We start from the raw sequence: 22,338 nt of genomic DNA, 5'->3' as shown, positions 1-22,338 counted from the left end.
GCGCAAGCTTCCCTCGCCTTGCCGGCTCAGCAAGCTTGGTTTGCCCGGGGGCGGTGCGGCGGCAAGCGGACAAGGCCGAATTCCGCGCGACACGCATCCGCTGAAAAATAAAAGCCGGGTTGGAAGGCGCAGGAGTGGAGGATCACTGTTTGCTGGAGGATATTTGCCCTGGTGCAAGTGTTCAAATCTCCGAAGGAGTCGCTGGGCGATCTCGGTGCACAGTCGGCCGCGAAATTGATTGCCGCTGCAACCGACGTCGCGGTGGTGGTCGATGGGCAGGGCGTCATCCGGGACGTCGCGTTCAACAAGGAGGAGCTGTCGCTCGAGCTGGACGCCCAGGGCCGGTGGCTCGGGTCAAAGATGCTGGAGATCGTGACCTCCGAAACCCAGGCGAAAGTCCGCGAATTGCTGCTGGACGCGGCGGCGCTGAAGTCTTCGAGTTGGCGTCAGGTCAACCATCCGTCGCCTCGCGGCGAGGACATTCCAGTTCTCTATTCGGCGATCAATATCGGCCGCAAGGACCGTTTCGTGCTGGTCGGTCGCGACCTGCGGCCGCTTGCGGCCATGCAGCAGCGGCTGATCAATGCCCAGCAATCGATGGAGCGGGATTACGTTCGGTTGCGGCATGCCGAAACCCGGTACCGGCTGCTGTTCCAGGTGTCATCGGAAGCGGTCATGATCGTTGACTCCAGCAATTACGCGATACTTGACGCCAATCCGGCGGCGCTGGCATTGCTCGATGAAAGCGCGCCGCAACTTCTCAGATCCGGATTTCTGAGCCGTTTCGATTCCGCCGGATCGCAGGCGGTCGAGACGCTGCTTTCCGATGTCCGCGCCACCGGCCGCGACAACAGCACGCGTGTACATCTGGCGAACGGGCAGCGCGAATGCGGTGTGACCGCATCCTTGTTTCGTCAGGAGAACGCATCGCTGTTTCTGGTCAGGCTTTCCTCGCACGCATCGACACCGGCAAGCAGCGCCTTGAAGGCGACCTCGATCTTGCTGAATTATTTCGAGGCGGCGCCTGACGGACTGGTCATCACGCAATCCGATGGCCGCGTGGTCAGGGCAAACTCGGTGTTCCTGGAGATGGCGCAGCTCGGCAGCGCCGAGCAGGCGCGGGGAGAACAGCTTGATCGATGGCTCGGCCGCGCAGGGGTGGATTTCAACGTGGCATTCGCCAATCTTCGGCAGAATGGTTCGATCAAGCTGTTTGCCACGGCGATGCGCGGCGAGTACGGCGCCACGGCCGATGTCGAAGTTTCAGCCGTATCCCTCACCGATAGCGACGACAAGCCAAGTTTCGGTTTTGCGATCCGAAACGTTGAAAGGCGGCTTTCGGCATCGACGCCGTCATCACGCGAGCTTCCGCGCTCGGTAGCGCAACTGATCGAGCTGATCGGCCGGGTTCCGCTACGCGATCTGGTGCGCGAGACCACCGACGTCATCGAAAAGCTGTCCATTGAGGCCGCGCTGGAACTGACCGGCGACAATCGTGCCTCGGCTGCCGAAATGCTCGGCCTCAGCCGGCAGAGCCTTTACGTCAAGCTGCGGCGGTTTGGTCTTGCCGAACACGCCGCAGATGAGGGGCCCGAAAATGAATAGCGCCGTCGCTCATCGCCCATCGCCGCAGGTCGTGGTTGAATTATTGAAGCCCATCACCTGGTTTCCGCCGATGTGGGCATTGGGCTGCGGCGTCGTTTCATCCGGCGTTTCGCCGGGCCAACGCTGGCCGCTGATCTTCGTCGGCGTATTGCTCGCAGGACCGATGGTGTGCGGCACCAGTCAAGCCGTGAACGACTGGTACGACCGGCACGTCGATGCCATCAACGAACCCGATCGGCCGATTCCCTCGGGACGCATTCCCGGCCGCTGGGGTCTGTATATCGCAGTTCTCTGGACCGCGCTGTCACTGCTGCTTGCGGCGTCGCTCGGCATCTGGGGCTTTATCGCGGCCATCGTCGGTCTCGTGCTGGCGTGGGCCTACAGCGCCCCGCCGATCCGGCTCAAGCAGAACGGCTGGTGGGGCAATGCCGCATGCGGGCTGTGTTATGAGGGCCTACCCTGGTTCACCGGCGCCGCGGTCATGAGCGCGTCGAGCCCGGACTGGCGCATTGTGGTGATTGCGCTGCTCTACAGCATCGGCGCCCACGGCATCATGACCCTCAATGACTTCAAGTCCGTTGAAGGCGACAGGCGGATGGGCATCGACTCGCTGCCGGTGCTGCTCGGCGTCGGCAATGCCGCGCGGTTTGCCTGTCTGGTGATGGCGGTGCCGCAGGCGGTCGTGGTGGCTTTGTTGCTGACCTGGCAACGGCCGATCTATGCAGCGACCGTCGGCGCATTGCTGATCGCGCAGTTCTTCCTGATGGCGCATTTCCTTAAGAACCCGCGCGCGCGCGCGCCTTGGTATAATGGAACCGGGATCAGTTGTTACGTGATCGGGATGCTGATCACCGCGTTCGCGCTGGCGTCGATCGGAACGGGGTGACCATGAGCGATCCCGTTCTGTCGTGGTTGGGCATTTTCCGGCTCGGTCTGGTGCAGACCGGCCTCGGTGCGATCGTGGTCCTCACCACCTCGACGCTGAACCGGGTGATGGTGGTCGAGCTTGCAATGCCTGCAATGCTTCCGGGCGCGCTGGTGGCGGTTCATTATGCGCTGCAGGTATTTCGGCCGGCGTGGGGACACGGCTCCGACCTCGGTGCCCGGCGAACCCCGTGGATCGTTGGCGGCATGGCGGTTCTGGCGGCCGGCGGCCTGTTGGCCTCCGTGGCAACGGCGTGGATGACGACGCATCCGTCGTCAGGCATCGCGCTCGCCGTTGTCGCGTTCTGCCTGATTGGAGCGGGAGTCGGCGCCGCCGGCACGTCGCTCCTGGTGCTGCTCGCCAAGCGCACCGACGACCGCCGTCGCGCGGCGGCGGCCACCATTGTCTGGGTGATGATGATCGCCGGATTCATCGTGACGACCGGCATGGCCGGCCACATGCTCGATCCGTTCTCACCGCTGAGGCTGATCGTCGTTTCCGGAACCGTATCCGTGGCGGCGATGGTCCTCACCGTCGTGGGCGTGTACGGCATCGAAGGGCGGGTGGCCGCGCCGCCGGAATCGCCGCAGGCAGTGCCGTTGCCCAAATCCTCGTTCCGCGCCGCGCTCGCGGAGATCTGGGCCGAACCCACGGCGCGGCGCTTCGCGATCTTCGTGTTCGTGTCGATGCTGGCGTATAGCGCGCAGGATCTGATCCTCGAACCGTTCGCCGGCGTGGTATTCGGATTTACTCCGGGCGAGACGACAAAGCTGTCGGGTATTCAGCACACCGGCACGCTGATCGGAATGGCGCTGGTGCCTCTGGCCGGAGCCGTCTATCCGCGTTGCCATGGAAATCTGCAGGTCTGGACCATCGGCGGGTGCCTTGCTTGGGCGGCCGCCCTGTCGGGTCTGGCCGCGGCGGCCATTGCCGGCCCCTCATGGCCGCTACGCGAAACCGTTTTCATGCTGGGCGTGACCAATGGCGCCTACGCAGTCGCGGCTATCGGGTCGATGATGGCGCTTGTCGGCGCGGGCGGCGATAAACGCGAAGGCGTGCGGATGGGCCTGTGGGGCGCGGCGCAGGCATTCGCCTTCGGTATCGGCGGCTTTCTTGGCACGCTGGCCAGCGACATCGCCCGGATTTTGCTGCCGTCGCCGGCGCTGTCCTATTCGGCCGTCTTTGCATCGGAAGCCGGACTCTTTGTCGTGGCGGCGTTAATGGCGGTCTGGGTTCATCGCGCGCCGACGCGAAACGGGATGCAGCAGCGTGAACTGCGGGTTATCGCAGTCGCAGGAGGGTGAAATGCCAGCGATCTCCGAGGTGTTCGATGTCGTGGTTGTCGGCGGCGGGCCGTCCGGCGCTACCGCGGCGCATGATCTTGCCGGCCTTGGCCGGAATGTGCTGCTGCTCGACCGGGCCGGACGCATTAAACCATGCGGCGGTGCCATCCCGCCACGGCTGATCCGCGATTTCGAAATTCCCGACCATTTGCTGGTAGCTCGCGTCAATTCCGCGCGCATGGTTTCGCCGGCGGACAAGCAGGTCGACATGCCGATCGACGGGGGCTTTGTCGGCATGGTCGACCGCGATGTTTTCGATGAGTGGTTAAGGGAGCGCGCGGCCCACGCTGGGGCGCAGCGGCGAACCGGACTGTTCAAGCGCTTCGAGCGTGACAATTCCGGAACGACCATTATCTATTATGAGGAACGCGGCGCAGATGGGAGGACGACGGAAAAGGCCGTTCGGGCCCGCGCCTTGATCGGCGCCGACGGGGCGCTCTCTGCAGTGGCGCGCCAATGCCTGCCCGGCGCCGACCGGCTGCCTTACGTGTTCGCCTATCATGAAATCGTTCGTTCGCCGCAGGCCGGATCCAGTTTCGATGGCGCCCGATGCGACGTCTACTACCGCGGCACGGTGTCGCCGGATTTTTACGGCTGGGTATTTCCCCATGGTGATACCGTTAGCGTCGGCACCGGCTCAGCCCGCAAGGGCTTTTCGTTGCGCGACTCCGTTGGCGGTTTGCGCGACGCGGCCGGACTGGGCTCGGCGGAAACCATCCGCCGCGAAGGCGCGCCGATTCCGCTGCATCCATTGCCGCGATGGGACGATGGCCATAGCGTGTTGCTCGCGGGCGACGCCGCCGGCGTCGTCGCGCCGGCGTCCGGCGAGGGCATCTACTACGCGATGATCGGCGGGCGGCTGTCGGCGGAAGCCGTCGACCTGTTTCTCGAAACCGGCGATGCGAAAGCGCTGCGCACCGCGCGTAAGCGTTTCATGAAAATGCACGGCCTGGTGTTCTGGATCCTCGGCGTGATGCAGTGGTACTGGTACTCAAATGACCGGCGCCGCGAGCGCTTTGTCAGCATCTGCCGCGACCGCGACGTCCAGAAGCTGACCTGGGATGCCTACATGAACAAGGAACTGGTTCGCGCCAAGCCCATGGCCCATGTGCGTATCTTCTTCAAGAACCTTGCCCACATGGCAGGGCTGGCCTCTGCGTAATGGCGGCCCGCCGCGGCGTCTGGAAACCGGTCGCGATCGCGGCGGCGGTTGCCATCTTGATTGGCGTGCTCGGCGGAACGCTGACGGATACCGGACCTTGGTATCAAAGCCTGCTAAAGCCGTCATGGCAGCCGCCGGACTGGCTGTTCGGGCCGGCGTGGACGTTGATCTTCGCTTTGGCGACGGTGTCGGCGGTCCATGCCTGGCGCAACGCGCAAGACCGGACGCAGCGAGAGTGGGTGATCGGACTGTTCGCCCTTAACGGGTTTCTCAACGTGCTCTGGAGCACGTTGTTCTTCGCCCTGAAGCGGCCCGACTGGGCCCTGATCGAAGTCGGATTTCTCTGGCTGTCGATTCTGCTGCCGATGATCGTCTTCTGGCATTTCGCCAGGCCGGCCAGCCTTTATCTGCTGCCTTATTTGCTGTGGGTTTCATTTGCGGCGTTGCTCAACCTGACCGTCGTTCGCTTGAATGCGCCGTTCGCGTAGCGGCCAGGCATGATGTTGCCTGCAATGGATCGGCATGCGATCGTCAGAACATGGCCGAGCTGTTTGCAAGCGGACGTCTCATCGATCTCATTCTGATTGTGGTCGTCCTTGAGACCGCGCTTTTGATTTTTTACCGGCGCTACACCGGCCGAGGCATCCCGCCGGCGGACCTGCTGCCAAATCTGTGCGCAGGAGGCTTTCTGCTGCTGGCGCTGCGCGTGACGCTCGCAGGAAGCGGCTGGATGGCAGCCGGCGGCTGCCTTACGGCAGCCGGGCTGGCGCACCTCATTGACGTCCACCGGCGGTGGCGCGGGTAACGTCGGACACCGGCTGGTCATTTCTTGTCGGAAAACTTGTTGATGTAGGCAATCACGTCCTTACGCTGCTGTTCATCTGCAAGCTTGAAGGTCATCTTGGTGGAGCCCGTCGCAAGATCAGCCTTGCCCTTGTCGGTCAGAAATTTTTTCAGGAACGCGTTCGGATCGGGCAAATATTGCATGATCAGATCGTCGGACCACACCAGTCCGTTCTCGCCGGCGGCCTTGTTGAGTGTCGAATAGGAAAAGCCCGGAGCGGTCCCGGATTGCCGGCCGATCACCCCGGTCAGCACCGGCCCGACCAGATTCTTGGCGTCGGGCCCGATGCGATGACAGGTCATGCATTGCTTGAAAACCTGCTCGCCTTTGGCCGCGTCCTGAGCGGATGCCACGCTCGGAAAAGCCGCCGCCACTGCCAAGACACAAGCCGATACTGTACGTTTGATTGCCACGTTGCTCTCCTGGTCGTTTTTTGCCTGAACGGTCTGTTGGTAAGATAAGTTGACAGTTATGGATATCAAATCCAGTTGTCGATTATTGGCGTAATTCTGAGCAGAAATCGATCCCTGGCCCGGAGAGGAGGGCGATTCAGGTGTTATTAACCCGTCGATCGGTACCCGGTTCCGCAGCAGTGTAACGTATGTAGGACAACTAAACGCTCTAAACCAAGGTTTTATTGACTTGCCTGGTAGATTCTGTGCATTGCTAGGGAGCCATTTGCCGATACCGAGCGTTAAGTGTCAGGCGGCGTTGGCACATTCCGTGCATTGTGTTGACTGTCGCCGGTTCGGCAGTCGCCTGGAATAATTCCTGCCGCGGAAATGATCGATAGATAAATAAAATGGCCGCCTTACCTACCGTACAGCCCGACATCACGCTGCTTCTGGATATGGAAGGTGTGATCCGCGAAGCGACATTGTCGCCGGCCATGAGTGGCGAAAGCGTCGACGGCTGGCTCGGTCGCCCGTGGGTGGAAATCGCCGGCGAACTGGGCGGCGACAAGATCAAGCGCATGGTGGACGATGCGCGCGTCAGCGGCATTTCGGCCTTCAGGCAGATCAACCAGCGTTTTCCGAGCGGCCTGGAAATTCCGATGGAATTCACCACCGTGTTGCTCGGCGGCCGCGCCGGAATGCTCGCGATCGGCAAGAACCTGCAGGCGGTCGCCGAGTTGCAGTCACGCCTGATCGCCGCGCAGCAGACCATGGAGCGCGATTACTGGAAGCTCCGCGAAATCGAGACGCGCTACCGTCTCGTCTTCGACGCGTCGAACGAAGCCGTCGTGATCGTGTCCACGGCCAATCTGCGGATCATAGAGGCGAATCGAACCGCGATTGAGGCGTTGAATTCGTCGCGCCGCCGCAACGAGGATCTTGCCGGCCGCGATCTGCTGCAGGACGTCGCCGCGCAAGACCGCGAGGCCGTTCGTGACATGCTGGCGCGCGTCCGCGAGCGCGGCAAGGCGTTGAGCATTCTGGTGCATCTCGGCGCGGACGCAAAACCGTGGATGCTGCGTGGATCGCTGATAACGGCGGAGCCCGGCCACATATTCCTGTTGCAGTTTACCGCAGCCAATTCGCCGGTCACCATGGAGCGTAGCCAGCGCTCGACCGTGGAAGATCTGGTCGACCATTTGCCGGATGGATTCGTGGCGCTGGACGAAGCCGGCATCATCCGCCATGCCAACCAGGCGTTCCTCGATCTGGTGCAGATCGGCTCCAAAGCTTCCGCAATCGGCGAATCTCTCGGGCGGTGGCTTTGGCAGCCCGGCGCGGATTTGAACGCGCTGCTCGCCAACATCCAGCGGCACAAGACGGTTCGGCTGTTCACAACGACCATCCGCGGCGAGCTGGGTACGGATACGGAAATCGAGATTTCAGCCGGCCATGGCGAAGGCAGCGAGCACAACCATATCGGCGTACTGCTGCGTAATGTTGCTCGCCGCCTTGCATCAAGCGGGGAGGGCGGTCCGCTTCGAACGGCGCTGGGATCGATCAGCGAGCAGATCGGAAAATCGTCGCTCCGCAAACTCGTCAAGAACACCGTGAGTATCGTCGAACAGCACTACGTGAAGGAAGCGCTCGAACTTGCCGGCGGCAATCGAACCGCGACCGCCGAGCTTCTTGGATTGAGCCGGCAGAGCCTTTATGCAAAGCTCAACCGTTACGGCCTCGACGACAAGGGTTCGGACGCCGAGGAAACCTCAGAGGATTGAGTTGGCGTTGCATTCCCACGCTACCCCAGCGTTCGGAAAAGCCGATCTTTCGAACTGCGAACGGGAAGAGATTCATCTGGCGGGCTCGATTCAACCGCATGGCGCCCTGTTGGTCGTCAGCGAGCCGGATCACCGTGTCGTTCAAGCCAGCGCCAACGCGGCTGAATTTCTGAATCTTGCACAGATCATCGGAATGTCGCTTGCCGATCTCGACGGTGACCTTCTGTTCCGGATCCTGCCCCATCTTGATCCGACCTCGCAGGGCATGCCGATCGCGGTGCGCTGCCGCATCGGCAATCCAAGCACGGAATTCGACGGCCTGTTGCATCGCCCGCCGGCCGGCGGACTGATCATCGAGCTCGAGCGCGCCGGGCCGTCCGTCGATCTGTCAAAGCAGATCGCGAGCGCGCTTGAGAAAATTCGCACCGCCGCCTCGCTTCGCGCGTTGTGCGACGAGGCCGCGACGTTGTTTCAGGACCGCACCGGCTATGACCGTGTGATGGTGTATCGCTTTGACGACGAAGGGCACGGCGAGGTGTTTTCCGAGCGCCGCAAGCCGGATCTCGAAGCCTATCTCGGCAACCGCTACCCCGCCTCGGACATTCCGCAGATGGCGCGGCGCCTCTACGAACGTACGCGCGTGCGCGTATTGGTGGATGTCGGATATCAGCCCGTGCCGCTGCGGCCGCGTCTTTCGCCGTTGACCGGGCGCGATCTCGACATGTCGCTCTGCTTTCTGCGCAGCATGTCGCCGATCCACCTGCAATACCTTAAGAACATGGGCGTGGGCGCCACGCTGGTCGTCTCGCTGGTTGTCGGCGGCAAGTTGTGGGGACTGGTCGCCTGTCATCACTACGAGCCGCGCTTCATTCACTTCGAACTCAGGGCGGTGTGCGAGCTTCTCGCCGAGGCGATCGCGACCCGCATCGCGGCGCTAGAAAGTTTTTTCCAGAGCCAGTCCGAAATCTTCGTGCAACGGCTCGAGCAGCGCATGATCGAATCGCTGTCACGCGATGGCGATTGGCGTTCGGCGATTTTTGACAGTTCGCAATCCATCCTCCAGCCGCTCGGCGCCAGTGGAAGCGCGCTCATTTACGAAGGCCAGGTCGTTACCGCCGGCGAGGTCCCCGGCACCACGGAGATCCGCGAGATATGCGCCGGGCTGGATCGCCGGCGCGGACCTTCCGTGATGTCGACCGCCTCCCTTGGAATCGACTTCCCCGAATTTGCCGGTCTGACGAAGGTCGCGAGCGGCGTCGTTGTCACGCCGATTTCCGACAATCCCGGCGAATATCTGATCTGGTTTCGCCCCGAGCGTATTCGCACCGTGACCTGGGGCGGCGATCCGCTGTCGCCCTTTGTGATCGGCGACAATCCGCTTGATTTGTCGCCGCGCCGGTCCTTTGCGCAATGGCATCAACTCGTGGAAGGCACGTCCGAGCCGTGGACCCCGGCCGATCTGGCCGCCGCGCGCCTGATCGGCCAGGCGGTCGCCGATATCGTGCTGCAATTCCGCGCTGTGCGCACCCTGATCGCGCAGGACCAGCTGGAACAGTTCAGCCGCCATGTCCGCGTTTCCGAACAGCCGGTGATCATCGCGGACATCGACGGCGGAATACTGTTGATGAACCAGGCTTTCAAAGCCCTGCTGCCGAAGGACAGCGCGGCATTGACGCACCTCGACGATCTGGCCGGCGCGTTTCAACAGCCGGACTGGTTTCTCCATAACGTCGGCGAACTGCTTCGTCATCATCGCGCCTGGCGCGGCGAACTGAAGTTATGCAGCGAGGGCAACAGGGAAAAGCCGCTGATGGTCCGCGCCGATCCGGTGCAGCCTTCGCGGGACCGGGTGTTGGGATTTGTGTTGATTTTCTCGGATATCACCGATCGCAAGGCCGCGGAGGCGGCGCGGAGCCGGTTTCAGGAAGGAATCATCCAGAGTCACCGCATCAACAGCGTGCGGCTGGATTCGGAGGCGGACCTGGTCTATCAGAACCTGCTTTCGTCGGTCGTCGAGAACGCCCAGCTTGCGGCACTTGAAATCACCTACGGGGTCGAGACCGGCCGCATCGCAGAAATGCTCGAGAGCGTGCGCAATTCGACGCTGCGCACCGCCGAGGTGCTGGAACATCTGATCTGGCATTCGTCCCGCACCTCGGGCGGCGACAAGCCGGAACGATAGTCGCGGCCGCCGGTCCGGACGGACTATTCCGCTGCCGCCGCTGCAACCGGCAGCATGCAGGTCTGCACGGCGCAGGAAAGATCGATGTTGAGGGAAAAGGCAATGGCGCCTTCTTCGACCACGATCTGCGGATCCGTCAGCAGCGCCCCGGCCTGATCGAGCGCATTGCGATAATCGGCCTTCAGCGCGGCTACATCGGAAAAACCCGGGAAATCGTAAAACGACAGCTCGGACGGTTGAAGTTGCAGCGATCTCAACAAAAGCCGCTGCAATATCTGACCGCCGCTGAGGTCGCCGAGATAGCGCGTATAGGCATGCGCGATCAGCCGCGCGCCATCACCTTCGGCCGCCTTTGCGATTCGGCGCGCGTAAACCTCGCCGGCGGGAAGCAGTGGAACGTCGCGTTCCCAAGCCTTGCCGCAGATCGCAACAAGATCGGATTCGATCGCGGGTGCGCGATCAAGCCGGTACCTTGCGACCTCGCCGAGGCCCGGCGAGCCGCGGTGGCGTTCAAGGCCGTGCTCCATCGCCCGATAGGCGGGCAACAGGTTGCGCAGCAGAAGAACATAGCCTTCGCGGCTGGCTTTCCCACGCAGCAGATCGCGGATGATGCCGGTGCGTTCGGCCTCGAGATGCAGAGCCTTGGTGCGGAAATAAAGCGCGGTGACCACGCTGACCGGCAAGCTGTCCGCCGTTGCAGCCGTCATTGCAGGGCTCAATTCTGGCTCTTCATCTGTTCGATCAGTCCGCGTGCCTGGTGCGGCGCGGCGGCCGCATCGGCCGACATCATATCGGCTCCCATGGCCGCCACAAGGTCGGGATGCGCGGTTACCATCGGCCCGCCGAGCATGATCCCGACGTTTCGATTGCGCGAGGCGCGTCTGATGTCCTGGATATCTTTTCTAAGCTCGTCGAGCCTGCGGTCGCTGCTGACGGAAAAGCCGATGACGTCGAACCAGTGGTTATGCACAACAGACGTCAGTTCCTGATGCGACGAAAACGGGCCGGTACATAAATTCCATCCGGCCCGCCTGAAGAATTCAGCCACCATGGACAGCCCGAAACTGTGCTGCTCGCCTGGAATGATGGTCAGCAGAATGGATTCGCCGCCACCCTGGCTTCCCTGATCGAAAAAGCTTTCGCCGTAGCGTCGCATGATTCGCTGCAGGCGGCTGACGGCCAGCGTCACATTCGCAAAATCGGTCGCGTCCGATTCCCATAGCGTGCCGAGATGCCGCGCGGCGGGCGCGAGCAGATCCAGAAAGATCGATTCCACGGTTACGCCGTGCGCCATCAGGTCCTCGACGTAGGCAAACGGCGCGCTGTCGTCGTTTCCGAGCGCGAGCGCCGCGAATTGCTCGACGCCGCTCAAATCGTTGTGCTCGGCTTCCCCAGCCGTCGGCGCCGGCACCTTGAGAAGCGCCAGCACGATCTTGGGAATGATTCGGGTCTTGATGGTTTTGACGACGCTGACAGGGGGCAGCGTTGGGCGAAATTGCCAGATCGGCGCGGGAATCCGCTGCCGAAGCGATTTGGGACGACGTGCCGCAATCGTGTCTGCGGCTGCATCGGCTGAGACTGACTGCTGACTTGCGTCGGTCATTTTTTACTCCCCGCACATTAAGTCCCCGACTTCTTTAACCGTCAAGTTTAATTTACGTATGGTTTAGTTGACAGTCATTCGAACGGAGTTTAGCCTTCTGTTCATCAAGCCGCACATAGGGAGTGGCGCGGTGCATCTTCGGGCAGCTTCACATCGAGATTTGAACCCAAGCGGCGAGCAAACGCCGGTCATACCCCGCTATCCCCAAGCGATATCGCACCATCGCGACACCGAACTGTCAAATATTCTTTACAGCACGCGCGCAGAATCCGTCGCTGCGACTGCGAACACGATCTCGGTCGCCAGTGAACCGGAATTCCAAGTCTCTTCGACGCCGCAAGGACTTAAGACGCTCTACACCCCGGAAGAGCGTCTTCGCCGCGATGCAACCAAGTGGACGCTTGTCCAAGGCATTCTGGCGCCGGTTCAGTTCGCAGTTTTCCTGATCAGCCTCGCCCTCGTCGTCCGGTACCTGACATCAGGCGACGGATTTCCGATTGCCACGGCGTCGATCGTCATCAAGACGCTGCTGCTCTACGCGATCATGATTACCGGCTCGATCTGGGAGCGGGAAGTTTTCGGCTGCTACCTGTTTGCCCCGGCGTTCTTCTGGGAAGACGTGTTCAGCTTCCTGGTGCTGGCTCTCCACACGGCCTACCTGGTCGCGCTGCTTGCAGGGATCGGCGATCCCCGTCAGCAGATGCTGCTCGCGCTGGCGGCTTACGCTTCCTACGTTGTCAACGCCACGCAGTTTGTCTTGAAGCTGCGCGCTGCACGGCGTGACGAGCGCATGGCGCCGTCAGCGGCTTCCACTGCCGCCGGGAGCCGCGCATGAACGTACATATCCAGAGTTGCGTTGCGGGCGCGGCGCGGGAAGCCGCCGCAAAGCCGGTTCGGCGCGAGAGCGGCCAGCGCGAAGTATTCTGCGGTCTCACCGGCATCGTCTGGCTACATCGGAAAATCCAGGATGCGTTCTTTCTCGTGGTGGGCTCGCGAACCTGTGCGCACCTGATTCAGTCCGCGGCTGGCGTGATGATCTTCGCCGAGCCGCGTTTCGCTACGGCGATCATGGAAGAAAAGGATCTCGCCGGGCTCACCGACGCGAACGATGAACTCGATCGAATCGTGACGCAATTGATCGCGCGGCGTCCCGATATTCGGCTGCTGTTCCTCGTCGGCTCGTGTCCTTCCGAGGTGATCAAGCTCGATCTGTCGCGCGCCGCACTGCGGCTGTCGCAACGGTTTTCCCCGGCAGTACGCATTCTCAATTATTCCGGCAGCGGAATCGAGACGACGTTCACGCAAGGCGAGGATGCCTGTCTCGCCTCGCTCGTTCCCGCACTCCCCCCGCTGGGAACGGGCGAGGACCAGCTTCTGGTTGTTGGTTCGCTGGCCGACGTGGTCGAAGACCAGTTCGTCCGCATGTTCGAGGCGCTCAGTATCGGCCCGGTACAATTCCTGCCGCCGCGCAATTCCACCGCGCTCCCGGGTGTCGGGCCGAATACCAAATTCCTGCTGGCGCAGCCGTTCCTCGCCGAAACGGCGCGCGCGCTTGAGGACCGCGGCGCGATACGACTGGCGGCGCCGTTCCCATTGGGCGTCGAAGGAACGAGCGCATGGCTGCGGGCCGCGGCCGACGCCTTCGGCGTCGATCCTTCGCTGTTCGCACAGGTGACGCAGCCCTATCGCATCCGGGCGGAGCGGGCGCTGGTTCGCTATCGCGACCAGCTCGGCGGCCGCAGCATTTTCCTGTTCCCGGATTCGCAGCTCGAAATTCCGCTGGCAAGGTTCTTGTCGCGCGAACTGTCGATGCAGCTGATCGAGGTCGGCACGCCCTATCTGCACCGCGAACATTTTGCGGAAGAACTCAAGCTGCTGCCATCGGATGTCGCCCTGACCGAGGGGCAGGACGTCGATCTGCAGCTCGATCGCTGCCGCGCGGCGCGGCCCGATCTCGTGGTGTGCGGCCTTGGCCTCGCCAATCCGCTGGAGGCCGAGGGCATGACCACCAAGTGGTCGATCGAACTCGTATTCACGCCGATCCAGGGCTACGAGCAGGCTGCCGACCTCGCCGAACTGTTTGCACGGCCGCTCGTGCGCCGCGCCAGACTGGTGGCATAGCGATGCAGCTCACGGTGTGGACATATGAAGGACCTCCCCATGTCGGCGCGATGCGCGTCGCGACCGGGATGGACGGCCTGCATTACGTCCTGCATGCGCCGCAGGGCGATACCTATGCCGACCTGCTGTTCACGATGATTGAGCGCCGTAACCGGCGGCCGCCGGTGACCTACACGACGTTCGCCGCGCGCGATCTGGGGGGCGATACCGCCGGCCTTTTCAAGACCGCGGCGCAAAACGCTTATGACCGCTTTCGGCCGCAGGCGATGATCGTCGGCGCCTCCTGCACGGGATCGCTGATCCAGGATGATCCGGGGGGCCTCGCGCGCGCGCTGAACCTGCCGATCCCGGTCGTGACCGTCGATCTGCCCGCCTATCAGCGCAAGGAAAACTGGGGCGCATCCGAGACGTTCTATCAACTGGTGCGCGCGCTGGCCGGACCCCTGGCGCCGGCACCTGGCGTCAAGCGTCCGGAGCGCGCGGCCGGCGTTCGTCCGCGCTGCAATCTGCTCGGCCCGACTGCGCTCGGTTTTCGCCATCGCGATGACGTGACGGAAATCACAGGCTTGCTCGCCAAGCTCGGCATCGACGTCAATGTCACCGCGCCGATGGGCGCGACGCCGGCCGATCTGGCCCGACTCGGCGACGCCGACTTCAATGTCGTGCTGTATCCCGAGATCGCGGGGCAGGCTGCGTCCTGGCTGCAGCGGACGTTCGGCCAGCCATCGACCAGGACCATCCCCATCGGCGTCTCCGCTACGCGCGAATTCGTCGAAGAGGTGGCGAAGCTCGCCGCGGTCGATGCGACGGCGGTATCGGCTTCATGCACGACGCGCTTGCCGTGGTATTCACGTTCGGTCGATTCGACGTATCTGACCGGCAAGCGAATCTTCATCTTCGGCGATGCGACCCATGCCGTCGCGGCCGCTCGCATCGCCTCCGATGAACTCGGCTTCAAAGTCGTCGGACTCGGCACGTACAGCCGCGAATTCGGCCGCGAAATCCGCGAAGCTGCAAAGCTCCATGGCGTCGAGCCGCTGATCACCGACGATTACCTCGAGGTCGAGGCCAGGGTGGCGGAACTGCAGCCGGAACTGGTGCTGGGCACCCAGATGGAGCGTCATATCGCCAAGCGCCTCGGCATTCCCTGCGCCGTGATCTCGGCGCCGGTCCATGTCCAGGACTTTCCGGCGCGATACGCGCCGCAGATGGGTTTCGAAGGCGCCAACGTGATCTTCGACACCTGGGTGCATCCGCTGATGATGGGTCTCGAAGAACATCTGCTGACGATGTTCAAGGACGACTTTGAATTCAAGGACGGCGCGGTGCCGTCGCATCTCGGCGCGGGTCACGCCGCGCCCGCGACGGACGCGCCGGCGGCCCCGTCGGCTCAGCCGGAGATCGCGGCGCCGGAAATCGCCGTCATCTGGGCGGCGGACGCCGAGAAAGAACTGCGCAAGATTCCCTTTTTCGTTCGCGGCAAGGCCCGCCGTAACACCGAACGCTTCGCCAATGAAAGCGGCGTGGCTACCATAACCGTCGAGACGCTTTACGATGCCAAAGCGCACTACGCCCGCTGACCTGGTGCCATCCCGCGCGCCGGCGCCGATGCGCGTCGTTATCGTGACCATGGACAGCCATCTGTCCGGCGCGGCTGCGCGCGCGCGCAACCTGTTGAAGCGCGATTTTCCGGGACTTGAGCTGACGGTGCACGCCGCCGACGAATGGGGCACCGATGACGCGGCGCTTGCCCGCTGCAACGCCGATATCGCCCGCGGCGATATCGTCATTGCCACCATGCTGTTTCTCGACGATCACGTCCGCGCCGTCATGCCCGCGCTTGCCGCCCGCCGCAACGATTGCGACGCAATGATCTGCTGCATGTCGGCAGCCGAAGTCGTCAAGCTGACGCGGATCGGCAAATTCGACATGAGCGGCGAGGCGCTGGGCGCAATCGCCTGGCTGAAGCGGCTGCGCGGCAACCGCAAGGGAGGCAGCCCCGGCAAGGGCGAGATGAAGATGCTGCGGCGGTTACCGAAGCTGCTGCGCTTCATTCCCGGCACCGCGCAGGACATGCGCGCTTATTTCCTGACGCTGCAATACTGGCTCGCGGGCTCGGCGCAGAATATCGCCAATATGGTCCGCCTGCTGGTGGACCGCTATGCCGACGGACCGCGGCGGGCCCTGCGCGGTATCGCCAAGGCCGCTCCTCCGGTCGACTACGCCGATATCGGCGTCTACCACCCGCGCATGAAGGACCGCATCGCCGACACGGTCGACAAGCTGCCGGCGATCGCTGACGAGAACGGCGTGGTCGGTGTCCTGTTGCTGCGCTCGTATCTGCTGGCTGGAAATTCCGGCCACTATGACGGCGTGATCGCGGCGTTCGAGGCCAAGGGCCTGCGCGTGATCCCGGCCTTCGCCAGCGGCCTCGACCAGCGCCCGGCGATCGAGCGCTTCTTTATGAAGGACGGCCGAAGTGCCGTCGATGCGGTGGTATCGTTGACCGGCTTCTCGCTGGTCGGTGGTCCTGCCTACAACGACTCCCAGGCCGCCGAGGATATCCTCGCAAAACTCGACGTTCCCTATCTCTCCGCGCACCCCGTTGAGTTCCAGACGCTCGAACAATGGGGCGCGTCGGATCGCGGGCTGATGCCGGTGGAGAGCACCATCATGGTCGCGATCCCCGAACTGGACGGCGCCGCCGGACCAATGGTCTATGGTGGCCGTTCCGACGGAGCAGGCGTCCCCTGCACCGGTTGCGAGCGGGCGTGCACCTTCGCGCGGTCGGAGATCGGCGGCGAGATGCATGCGTGCGGCGAACGCGCCGACATGCTGGCGTCCCGTACCGCGAAGCTGATCGCGATGCGCCGCTCCGAGCGCCGGGACCGCAAGGTCGCGATCGTGCTGTTCAATTTTCCGCCCAATGCGGGCAATACCGGCACCGCCGCGTTTCTTTCGGTGTTCGAATCCCTGCATCGCACCCTCAGCGCAATGAAGCGCGAGGGTTATCAGGTCGATGTTCCCGCCGGTGTCGATGCGTTGCGCGAGCGCATCGTCGTCGGCAACGCCGCGCGTTTCGGCGCCGATGCCAATGTCCATGCGCGCATTCCGGCCGGCGATCACGTCCGGCGTGAAACCTGGCTGCGGCAGATCGAAGCGCAGTGGGGGCCGGCGCCGGGCAGGCAGCAAAGCGACGGCAGTTCGATTTTCGTGCTCGGCGAACGTTTCGGAAATGTGTTTGTCGGGATCCAGCCCGCCTTCGGTTACGAGGGCGATCCGATGCGGCTGTTGTTTGAGAAAGGCTTTGCCCCGACCCATGCATTCTCGGCATTCTACCGTTGGCTGCGCGAGGATTTCGGCGCCGGCGCCGTGCTGCACTTCGGTACACATGGCGCGCTGGAGTTCATGCCGGGCAAGCAGGCCGGTCTTTCCGGCGCGTGCTGGCCGGATCGCATGATCGGCGACCTGCCGAACCTTTACCTCTACGCGTCGAACAATCCCTCCGAAGGCGCTATCGCCAAGCGCCGTTCCGCAGCCACGCTGGTAAGTTATCTCACCCCGCCGGTGGCGCATGCCGGACTTTACAAAGGCCTTGTCGAACTGAAAGCGTCGATCGAACGCTGGCGCGGCTTGCCGCCGGGCGAAGATGCCGAGCGCGCCGGTCTTGCGACATTGATCCAGGCCCAGGCCGGCACCCTGGAGCTTGCGGAGCCTGAGCCGGCATGGACGGACCCGGTGAAGGCGATCGGCAAGCTCTCTGAAGCCGTTCTCGAACTCGAATACACGTTAATTCCGCATGGCCTTCATGTGGTGGGCGAGACGCCTTCGCCCGAGCAACGCGTGGAAATGCTACAGGCCGTCGCCGATGCCTCGTATGGCGCGCGTCTCGACAAGACCGTGTTGGAGGCGATCGCGAGCGGCAGCGCGCGGGAGCGTCTGGCGACGTCCGACGCCGCGACCCGGAAGCTTTGCGAGGAACTCGCCGCGATCGACGTCCTGCTCGCACGGGATCACGAAATACCCGGCATCCTGAATGCGCTCGATGGCAAGTTCGTGCGGCCGGCACCGGGCGGCGACCTGCTGCGCACGCCCGCCATCCTGCCGACCGGGCGCAATCTCCACGGCTTCGATCCGTTCCGCATTCCCAGCGCCTATGCGGTGCAGGACGGCGCGGTCCAGGCCCAGCGGCTGATCGCCAAACACCTCGCGGAAGGCAATGAATTCCCCGAATCGGTCGCGATTGTGCTTTGGGGCACCGACAATCTGAAGAACGAGGGGGCGCCTATCGCGCAGGCCCTCGCGTTGCTCGGAGCCAGGCCGCGCTTTGACGGCTATGGCCGCCTGACCGGCGCCGAACTCATTCCGCTGCAGCAACTCGACCGTCCTCGCATCGACGTCATTATTACGATGTCGGGTATTTTCCGCGATCTGCTGCCGTTGCAGATCAAGCTGCTGGCCGAAGCCTGCCTGCTTGCGGCATCCGCAGATGAGCCGGTCGAGAAGAATTTCGTTCGCAAGCATGCGGTGGCGTACCAGACGGCCCATAACTGCGATCTGGAAACCGCATCGCTGCGGGTGTTCGGCAATGCAGACGGCGCCTATGGCTCCAACGTCAACCACCTGGTCGAGAACGGCCGCTGGGATGACGAGGACGAACTCGCCGAGACTTATACCCGCCGCAAGAGCTTCGCCTATGGCCTCAAGGGCCAGCCGGTGCAGCAGACGACGTTGCTCAAGAGCACGCTCGCCACCGTCGATCTCGCCTACCAGAACCTGGACTCGGTCGAACTCGGCGTCACCACCGTCGACCACTACTTCGATACGCTCGGCGGCGTCAGCCGCGCCGTGAAGCGCGCCAGGGGCGGCGAATCGGCGCCGGTTTATATCGGCGATCAGACCCGCAGCGCGGGCACGGTTCGCACGCTGTCGGAGCAGGTCGCGCTGGAGACCCGCACCCGGATGCTCAATCCGAAATGGTACGAGGGCATGCTCAAGCACGGCTATGAGGGCGTGCGGCAGATCGAAGAGCACGTCACTAACACCATGGGCTGGTCGGCGACCACGGGGGAAGTGGCGCCCTGGGTGTACCGGCAGCTCACCGAAACCTTCGTGCTCGATCCGCAGATGCGCGAGCGCCTCGCCAAGCTCAATCCCGTCGCTTCGGCAAAGGTCGCCAATCGGCTGATCGAGGCCCATGAACGCAAATACTGGTCGCCCGATCCCGAGATGCTCGATGTCCTGCGCAGGGCAGGCGAAGAGCTCGAAGACCGCCTTGAAGGCGTAGGAGTTGCCGCATGAACGTCCAAACCCCTCCATCCGCGCTGGAAGGCCACTTGAAGCTGAAAAGCCTCTCGCGTTGCGGCGACGGTGAGGGCAGCGTTCAGGTTCAGCTCGATCCCAAGCTCAAGATCGGCACGGCCAAAGTGTTCTCCGTCTATGGCAAAGGCGGCATCGGCAAGAGCACGACCTCGTCGAATCTGTCGGTGGCCTTTTCGAAGCTTGGCAAGCGCGTGCTGCAGATCGGCTGTGATCCGAAGCACGACTCCACCTTCACGCTGACCAAGCGGCTGGTGCCGACGGTGATCGACGTGCTGGAGTCGGTGAATTTCCACGCCGAGGAACTACGGCCGGAGGACTTCGTGTTCGAAGGCTATAACGGCGTGATGTGCCTGGAGGCGGGCGGCCCGCCTGCCGGCACCGGTTGCGGCGGCTATGTCGTGGGCCAGACCGTTAAGCTCCTGAAAGAGCATCACTTGCTCGAAGACACCGACGTCGTGATCTTCGACGTGCTCGGAGATGTCGTCTGCGGCGGCTTTGCCGCCCCCTTGCAGCATTCCGACCGCGCGCTGATCGTCGCGGCCAACGATTTCGACTCGATCTTTGCGATGAACCGCATCGTCGCCGCCATCGAAGCGAAATCGAAGAATTACGGCGTGCGGCTCGGCGGGGTGATCGCCAACCGGAGCGTCGCGACCGATCAGATCGACCGCTACAACGAAAAAGCCGGCTTGAAGCGCGTCGCGCATTTCCCGGATCTCGACGTCATCCGCAAGAGCCGGCTGAAAAAATCGACGCTGTTCGAGATGGACCAGACGCCGGAATTGAAGGCGGTCACCGACGAATACATGCGGCTCGCGACCGAGCTCTGGGAGGGCAAAACCGCGGCTCTGCCCGGCAAATCGCTGAAGGATCGTGAAATCTTCGATCTGTTGGGGTTCGATTGATGTCTATTGCCAGCTATCTGGAACGACGGGGCGAACTGCAGACTTACTTCGACCGTACCGCGGTCGACGCCTGGGCCAGGCTGACGTCGGACGCGCCGGTGGGACGAATCCGCGCCACGGTCCGCGCCGGCCGCGATGAGATGCGCAGCACCTTGCTGTCGTGGCTGCCAGCAAACATGAATGGCGCCCGATTGCTGGATGCTGGCTGCGGCACCGGCGCGCTATCGATCGAGACGGCACGGCGCGGCGCGCGCGTGGTCGCGATCGACCTGTCGCCGACGCTGGTGTCGGTGGCCCGCGACCGCATCCCTTCCGACCTTGATTCATCCGCGATCGAATTCAGGTCTGGCGACATGCTCGATCCGAAACTCGGGCGGTTCGATTTCGTCGTCGCGATGGATTCGCTGATTCACTACCGCCCCGCCGATACCTGCCGGATCATGGCGGGATTGGCCGCCCGGACCGGCGAAGCGCTGCTGGTGACGTTTGCACCGAAGACGCCGGCATTGGCGGTGATGCACGCGGTGGGCCGGCTGTTTCCGCGCCGCGACCGCGCGCCGGCGATCGAGCCGGTCGGCGAGCGGAAACTGAGGCGGCTTCTGACATCGGATGAAGGCCTGGAGCGCTGGCAGATCGGCCGCAGCCGCCGCATCGCGAGCGGATTCTACAAGTCGCAAGCTCTGGAGATTATCCCGCAATGAGCCAAATCTCCGCGACAATGGCAAAAGGCTGGATGCGTCTGGGGACGCGTTTCCTCCCGTTTGCCGATGCAGCGACCAACGAGCTGCCGCTCGGACGTCTGCTGCGGCTGTCGCTGTTCCAGGTTTCGACCGGCATTTCCATCGTGCTGCTGAACGGCACGCTGAACCGCGTGATGATCGTCGAGCTCGGCGTCTCGACGCTGCTGGTTTCCCTGATGGTCTCGATTCCCCTGGTGTTCGCGCCGTTCCGGGTCTTGATCGGCTTCAGATCGGACAATCACCGGTCGGTGCTGGGTTGGCGGCGCGTGCCCTATATCTGGATGGGCACGCTGCTGCAGTTCGGCGGCTTTGCTATTCTCCCCTTCGCGCTGCTGGTGCTGTCGGGTACCGGCGAATATCCGGCGGTGTACGGACAGTTCGGCGCGGCGCTCGCGTTTCTGATGGTCGGCGCGGGCATGCATACGACCCAGACCGGCGGCCTCGCGCTGGCGACCGACCTGGCGCCGCCCGAGGCGCGTCCGCGCGTTGTGGCGTTTCTGTATGTGATGCTGCTGGTCGGCATGGCCGGCAGCGCGCTGATTTTCAGCGAGCTGCTGCGTAACTTCAACGAAATTCGCCTGATCCAGGTGATCCAGGGCGTTGCCGTCACGCAGATGCTGCTCAACATTGCGGCGCTCTGGAAGCAGGAAGCGCGCAATCCGGCGCTTACCTCGGCGGCGCGCGAGCGGCCGGAATTCCACCAGTCCTGGGCCAAGTTCCGTCAATCCGGCGGCTCCGTCCGGGTCCTTGTGGCGCTGGCGCTGGGCACGTCGGCGTTCTCGATGCAGGATATCCTGCTGGAGCCCTATGGCGCCGAAATCCTGAAATTGACGGTCGGTCAAACAACGGCACTGACGGCGTTCTTCGCGCTCGGCACGCTGGCGGGCTTCGGTCTTGCCGCGCGCACCCTTGGACGCCATGCCGATCCGTATCGCATCGCCGGCTTCGGCGCGGTGGCCGGGGTGTTCGCATTTTCGGCGGTCATCTTTGCGGCGCCCTTGCATTCGGTGTTGCTGTTCCGAATCGGCACCGCGTTGATCGGTTTCGGCGGCGGATTGTTCGCCGCCGGCACGCTGACCGCGGCGATGGCCATTGCCAGGGATGGCGAGAGCGGGCTCGCGCTCGGCACATGGGGGGCCGTGCAGGCGACCGCGGCCGGCGGCGGCATCGCGCTCGGCGGCGGCATTCGCGACGCGGTGTCCTCGCTCGCTTCAACCGGCGCGCTCGGCCGCGCGCTGACCGATCCATCGACGGGATACAGCGTCGTCTATCACATCGAAATTGCTCTGCTGTTCGCCACTCTGGTTGCGATCGGCCCGCTCGTGCGCGCGGTACGGACGGACTTTTCGCAACCTTCATCCAAATTCGGTTTGGCCGAATTTCCAGGTTAGTCAACGAGAGGGAGGTCGT

Annotated in this window: 18 protein-coding genes; 15 read left to right on the top strand and 3 right to left on the bottom strand. The window is 63.3% G+C overall.

The annotated features are described in order from the left end of the window. The first annotated feature begins 171 nt into the window (after positions 1-171). The 6 genes from ppsR (ACFE72_RS07100) to ACFE72_RS07075 are packed head-to-tail and all read left to right on the top strand — an operon-like array spanning position 172 to position 5,840. Positions 172-1,605 (top strand): transcriptional regulator PpsR, encoded by a 1,434-nt coding sequence (ppsR, locus tag ACFE72_RS07100; RefSeq protein ID WP_375412370.1) that lies wholly within the window; start codon positions 172-174, stop codon positions 1,603-1,605. Continuing rightward, complete coding sequence (gene chlG, locus ACFE72_RS07095) at positions 1,598-2,491, top strand: chlorophyll synthase ChlG (RefSeq protein ID WP_375412369.1); 894 nt, start codon at positions 1,598-1,600, stop codon at positions 2,489-2,491. Before ppsR (ACFE72_RS07100) ends, chlG begins: the two co-directional genes overlap by 8 nt. 2 nt (positions 2,492-2,493) lie before the next feature. Next, positions 2,494-3,834 (top strand): BCD family MFS transporter, encoded by a 1,341-nt coding sequence (locus ACFE72_RS07090; RefSeq protein ID WP_375412368.1) that lies wholly within the window; start codon positions 2,494-2,496, stop codon positions 3,832-3,834. A 1-nt stretch (position 3,835) separates the two neighbouring features. Continuing rightward, complete coding sequence (locus ACFE72_RS07085; protein ID WP_375412367.1) at positions 3,836-5,035, top strand: geranylgeranyl diphosphate reductase; 1,200 nt, start codon at positions 3,836-3,838, stop codon at positions 5,033-5,035. Then, positions 5,035-5,523: a TspO/MBR family protein gene (locus ACFE72_RS07080; RefSeq protein ID WP_375412366.1), complete on the top strand. Its 489-nt coding sequence runs from the start codon at positions 5,035-5,037 to the stop codon at positions 5,521-5,523. The genes ACFE72_RS07085 and ACFE72_RS07080 overlap by 1 nt, the downstream gene beginning before the upstream one ends. 50 nt (positions 5,524-5,573) lie before the next feature. Continuing rightward, entirely contained in the window at positions 5,574-5,840 is a 267-nt protein-coding gene (locus ACFE72_RS07075) for a hypothetical protein (RefSeq protein WP_375412365.1), read from the top strand. Positions 5,841-5,857: 17 nt separating this feature from the next. Here the strand turns inward: ACFE72_RS07075 and ACFE72_RS07070 are convergent, their stop codons facing one another. Next, positions 5,858-6,286, bottom strand: a complete 429-nt coding sequence (locus ACFE72_RS07070) for a c-type cytochrome (RefSeq protein WP_375412460.1) — start codon at positions 6,284-6,286, stop codon at positions 5,858-5,860. Positions 6,287-6,681: 395 nt separating this feature from the next. On the opposite strand from ACFE72_RS07070, the gene ppsR (ACFE72_RS07065) reads away from it, so the two are divergent. Further along, positions 6,682-8,055, top strand: coding sequence for a transcriptional regulator PpsR (gene ppsR / locus ACFE72_RS07065; protein ID WP_375412364.1), 1,374 nt, complete (start codon positions 6,682-6,684; stop codon positions 8,053-8,055). Between the two features lies 1 nt (position 8,056). Beyond that, positions 8,057-10,237: a GAF domain-containing protein gene (locus ACFE72_RS07060; RefSeq protein WP_375412363.1), complete on the top strand. Its 2,181-nt coding sequence runs from the start codon at positions 8,057-8,059 to the stop codon at positions 10,235-10,237. A gap of 23 nt (positions 10,238-10,260) precedes the next feature. Here the strand turns inward: ACFE72_RS07060 and ACFE72_RS07055 are convergent, their stop codons facing one another. Then, entirely contained in the window at positions 10,261-10,944 is a 684-nt protein-coding gene (locus tag ACFE72_RS07055; RefSeq protein WP_375412362.1) for a heme oxygenase (biliverdin-producing), read from the bottom strand. A gap of 8 nt (positions 10,945-10,952) precedes the next feature. Next, positions 10,953-11,840: a B12-binding domain-containing protein gene (locus tag ACFE72_RS07050; RefSeq protein WP_375412361.1), complete on the bottom strand. Its 888-nt coding sequence runs from the start codon at positions 11,838-11,840 to the stop codon at positions 10,953-10,955. 292 nt (positions 11,841-12,132) lie between these two features. Here ACFE72_RS07050 and bchF point away from each other — a divergent pair, with 292 nt between their 5' ends. The 7 genes from bchF to ACFE72_RS07015 are packed head-to-tail and all read left to right on the top strand — an operon-like array spanning position 12,133 to position 22,319. Further along, entirely contained in the window at positions 12,133-12,675 is a 543-nt protein-coding gene (bchF, locus tag ACFE72_RS07045) for a 2-vinyl bacteriochlorophyllide hydratase (RefSeq protein ID WP_375412459.1), read from the top strand. Further along, positions 12,672-13,961 (top strand): ferredoxin:protochlorophyllide reductase (ATP-dependent) subunit N, encoded by a 1,290-nt coding sequence (locus tag ACFE72_RS07040; protein WP_375412360.1) that lies wholly within the window; start codon positions 12,672-12,674, stop codon positions 13,959-13,961. The genes bchF and ACFE72_RS07040 overlap by 4 nt, the downstream gene beginning before the upstream one ends. Before the next feature lie 2 nt (positions 13,962-13,963). After that, complete coding sequence (gene bchB, locus ACFE72_RS07035) at positions 13,964-15,541, top strand: ferredoxin:protochlorophyllide reductase (ATP-dependent) subunit B (protein ID WP_375412359.1); 1,578 nt, start codon at positions 13,964-13,966, stop codon at positions 15,539-15,541. Continuing rightward, positions 15,516-19,262 (top strand): magnesium chelatase subunit H, encoded by a 3,747-nt coding sequence (locus tag ACFE72_RS07030; RefSeq protein ID WP_375412358.1) that lies wholly within the window; start codon positions 15,516-15,518, stop codon positions 19,260-19,262. Before bchB ends, ACFE72_RS07030 begins: the two co-directional genes overlap by 26 nt. Further along, a complete protein-coding gene (gene bchL, locus ACFE72_RS07025) occupies positions 19,259-20,188 on the top strand; it encodes a ferredoxin:protochlorophyllide reductase (ATP-dependent) iron-sulfur ATP-binding protein (RefSeq protein WP_375412357.1) in 930 nt (309 codons plus the stop codon). Before ACFE72_RS07030 ends, bchL begins: the two co-directional genes overlap by 4 nt. Continuing rightward, a complete protein-coding gene (bchM, locus tag ACFE72_RS07020; protein WP_375412356.1) occupies positions 20,188-20,889 on the top strand; it encodes a magnesium protoporphyrin IX methyltransferase in 702 nt (233 codons plus the stop codon). The genes bchL and bchM overlap by 1 nt, the downstream gene beginning before the upstream one ends. Beyond that, positions 20,886-22,319 (top strand): BCD family MFS transporter, encoded by a 1,434-nt coding sequence (locus ACFE72_RS07015; protein ID WP_375412355.1) that lies wholly within the window; start codon positions 20,886-20,888, stop codon positions 22,317-22,319. Before bchM ends, ACFE72_RS07015 begins: the two co-directional genes overlap by 4 nt. Positions 22,320-22,338 lie beyond the last annotated feature (19 nt).

Origin of the sequence: uncultured Bradyrhizobium sp. (assembly GCF_964252615.1) — a bacterium.
In the GTDB taxonomy this organism is placed as follows: domain Bacteria; phylum Pseudomonadota; class Alphaproteobacteria; order Rhizobiales; family Xanthobacteraceae; genus Bradyrhizobium.
This window is presented reverse-complemented; position numbering and strand designations above follow the sequence as displayed.

What these genes read in the sequence shown, in the direction of transcription:
- chlG (WP_375412369.1), top strand. Translation starts at nt 1,598, where the DNA reads ATGAATAGCGCCGTCGCTCATCGCCCATCGCCGCAGGTCGTGGTTGAA.
- ACFE72_RS07090 (WP_375412368.1), top strand. Translation starts at nt 2,494, where the DNA reads ATGAGCGATCCCGTTCTGTCGTGGTTGGGCATTTTCCGGCTCGGTCTG.
- ACFE72_RS07085 (WP_375412367.1), top strand. Translation starts at nt 3,836, where the DNA reads ATGCCAGCGATCTCCGAGGTGTTCGATGTCGTGGTTGTCGGCGGCGGG.
- ACFE72_RS07080 (WP_375412366.1), top strand. Translation starts at nt 5,035, where the DNA reads ATGGCGGCCCGCCGCGGCGTCTGGAAACCGGTCGCGATCGCGGCGGCG.
- ACFE72_RS07075 (WP_375412365.1), top strand. Translation starts at nt 5,574, where the DNA reads ATGGCCGAGCTGTTTGCAAGCGGACGTCTCATCGATCTCATTCTGATT.
- ppsR (WP_375412364.1), top strand. Translation starts at nt 6,682, where the DNA reads ATGGCCGCCTTACCTACCGTACAGCCCGACATCACGCTGCTTCTGGAT.
- ACFE72_RS07055 (WP_375412362.1), bottom strand. Translation starts at nt 10,944, where the DNA reads ATGACGGCTGCAACGGCGGACAGCTTGCCGGTCAGCGTGGTCACCGCG.
- ACFE72_RS07050 (WP_375412361.1), bottom strand. Translation starts at nt 11,840, where the DNA reads ATGACCGACGCAAGTCAGCAGTCAGTCTCAGCCGATGCAGCCGCAGAC.
- ACFE72_RS07040 (WP_375412360.1), top strand. Translation starts at nt 12,672, where the DNA reads ATGAACGTACATATCCAGAGTTGCGTTGCGGGCGCGGCGCGGGAAGCC.
- bchB (WP_375412359.1), top strand. Translation starts at nt 13,964, where the DNA reads ATGCAGCTCACGGTGTGGACATATGAAGGACCTCCCCATGTCGGCGCG.
- ACFE72_RS07030 (WP_375412358.1), top strand. Translation starts at nt 15,516, where the DNA reads ATGCCAAAGCGCACTACGCCCGCTGACCTGGTGCCATCCCGCGCGCCG.
- bchL (WP_375412357.1), top strand. Translation starts at nt 19,259, where the DNA reads ATGAACGTCCAAACCCCTCCATCCGCGCTGGAAGGCCACTTGAAGCTG.
- bchM (WP_375412356.1), top strand. Translation starts at nt 20,188, where the DNA reads ATGTCTATTGCCAGCTATCTGGAACGACGGGGCGAACTGCAGACTTAC.
- ACFE72_RS07015 (WP_375412355.1), top strand. Translation starts at nt 20,886, where the DNA reads ATGAGCCAAATCTCCGCGACAATGGCAAAAGGCTGGATGCGTCTGGGG.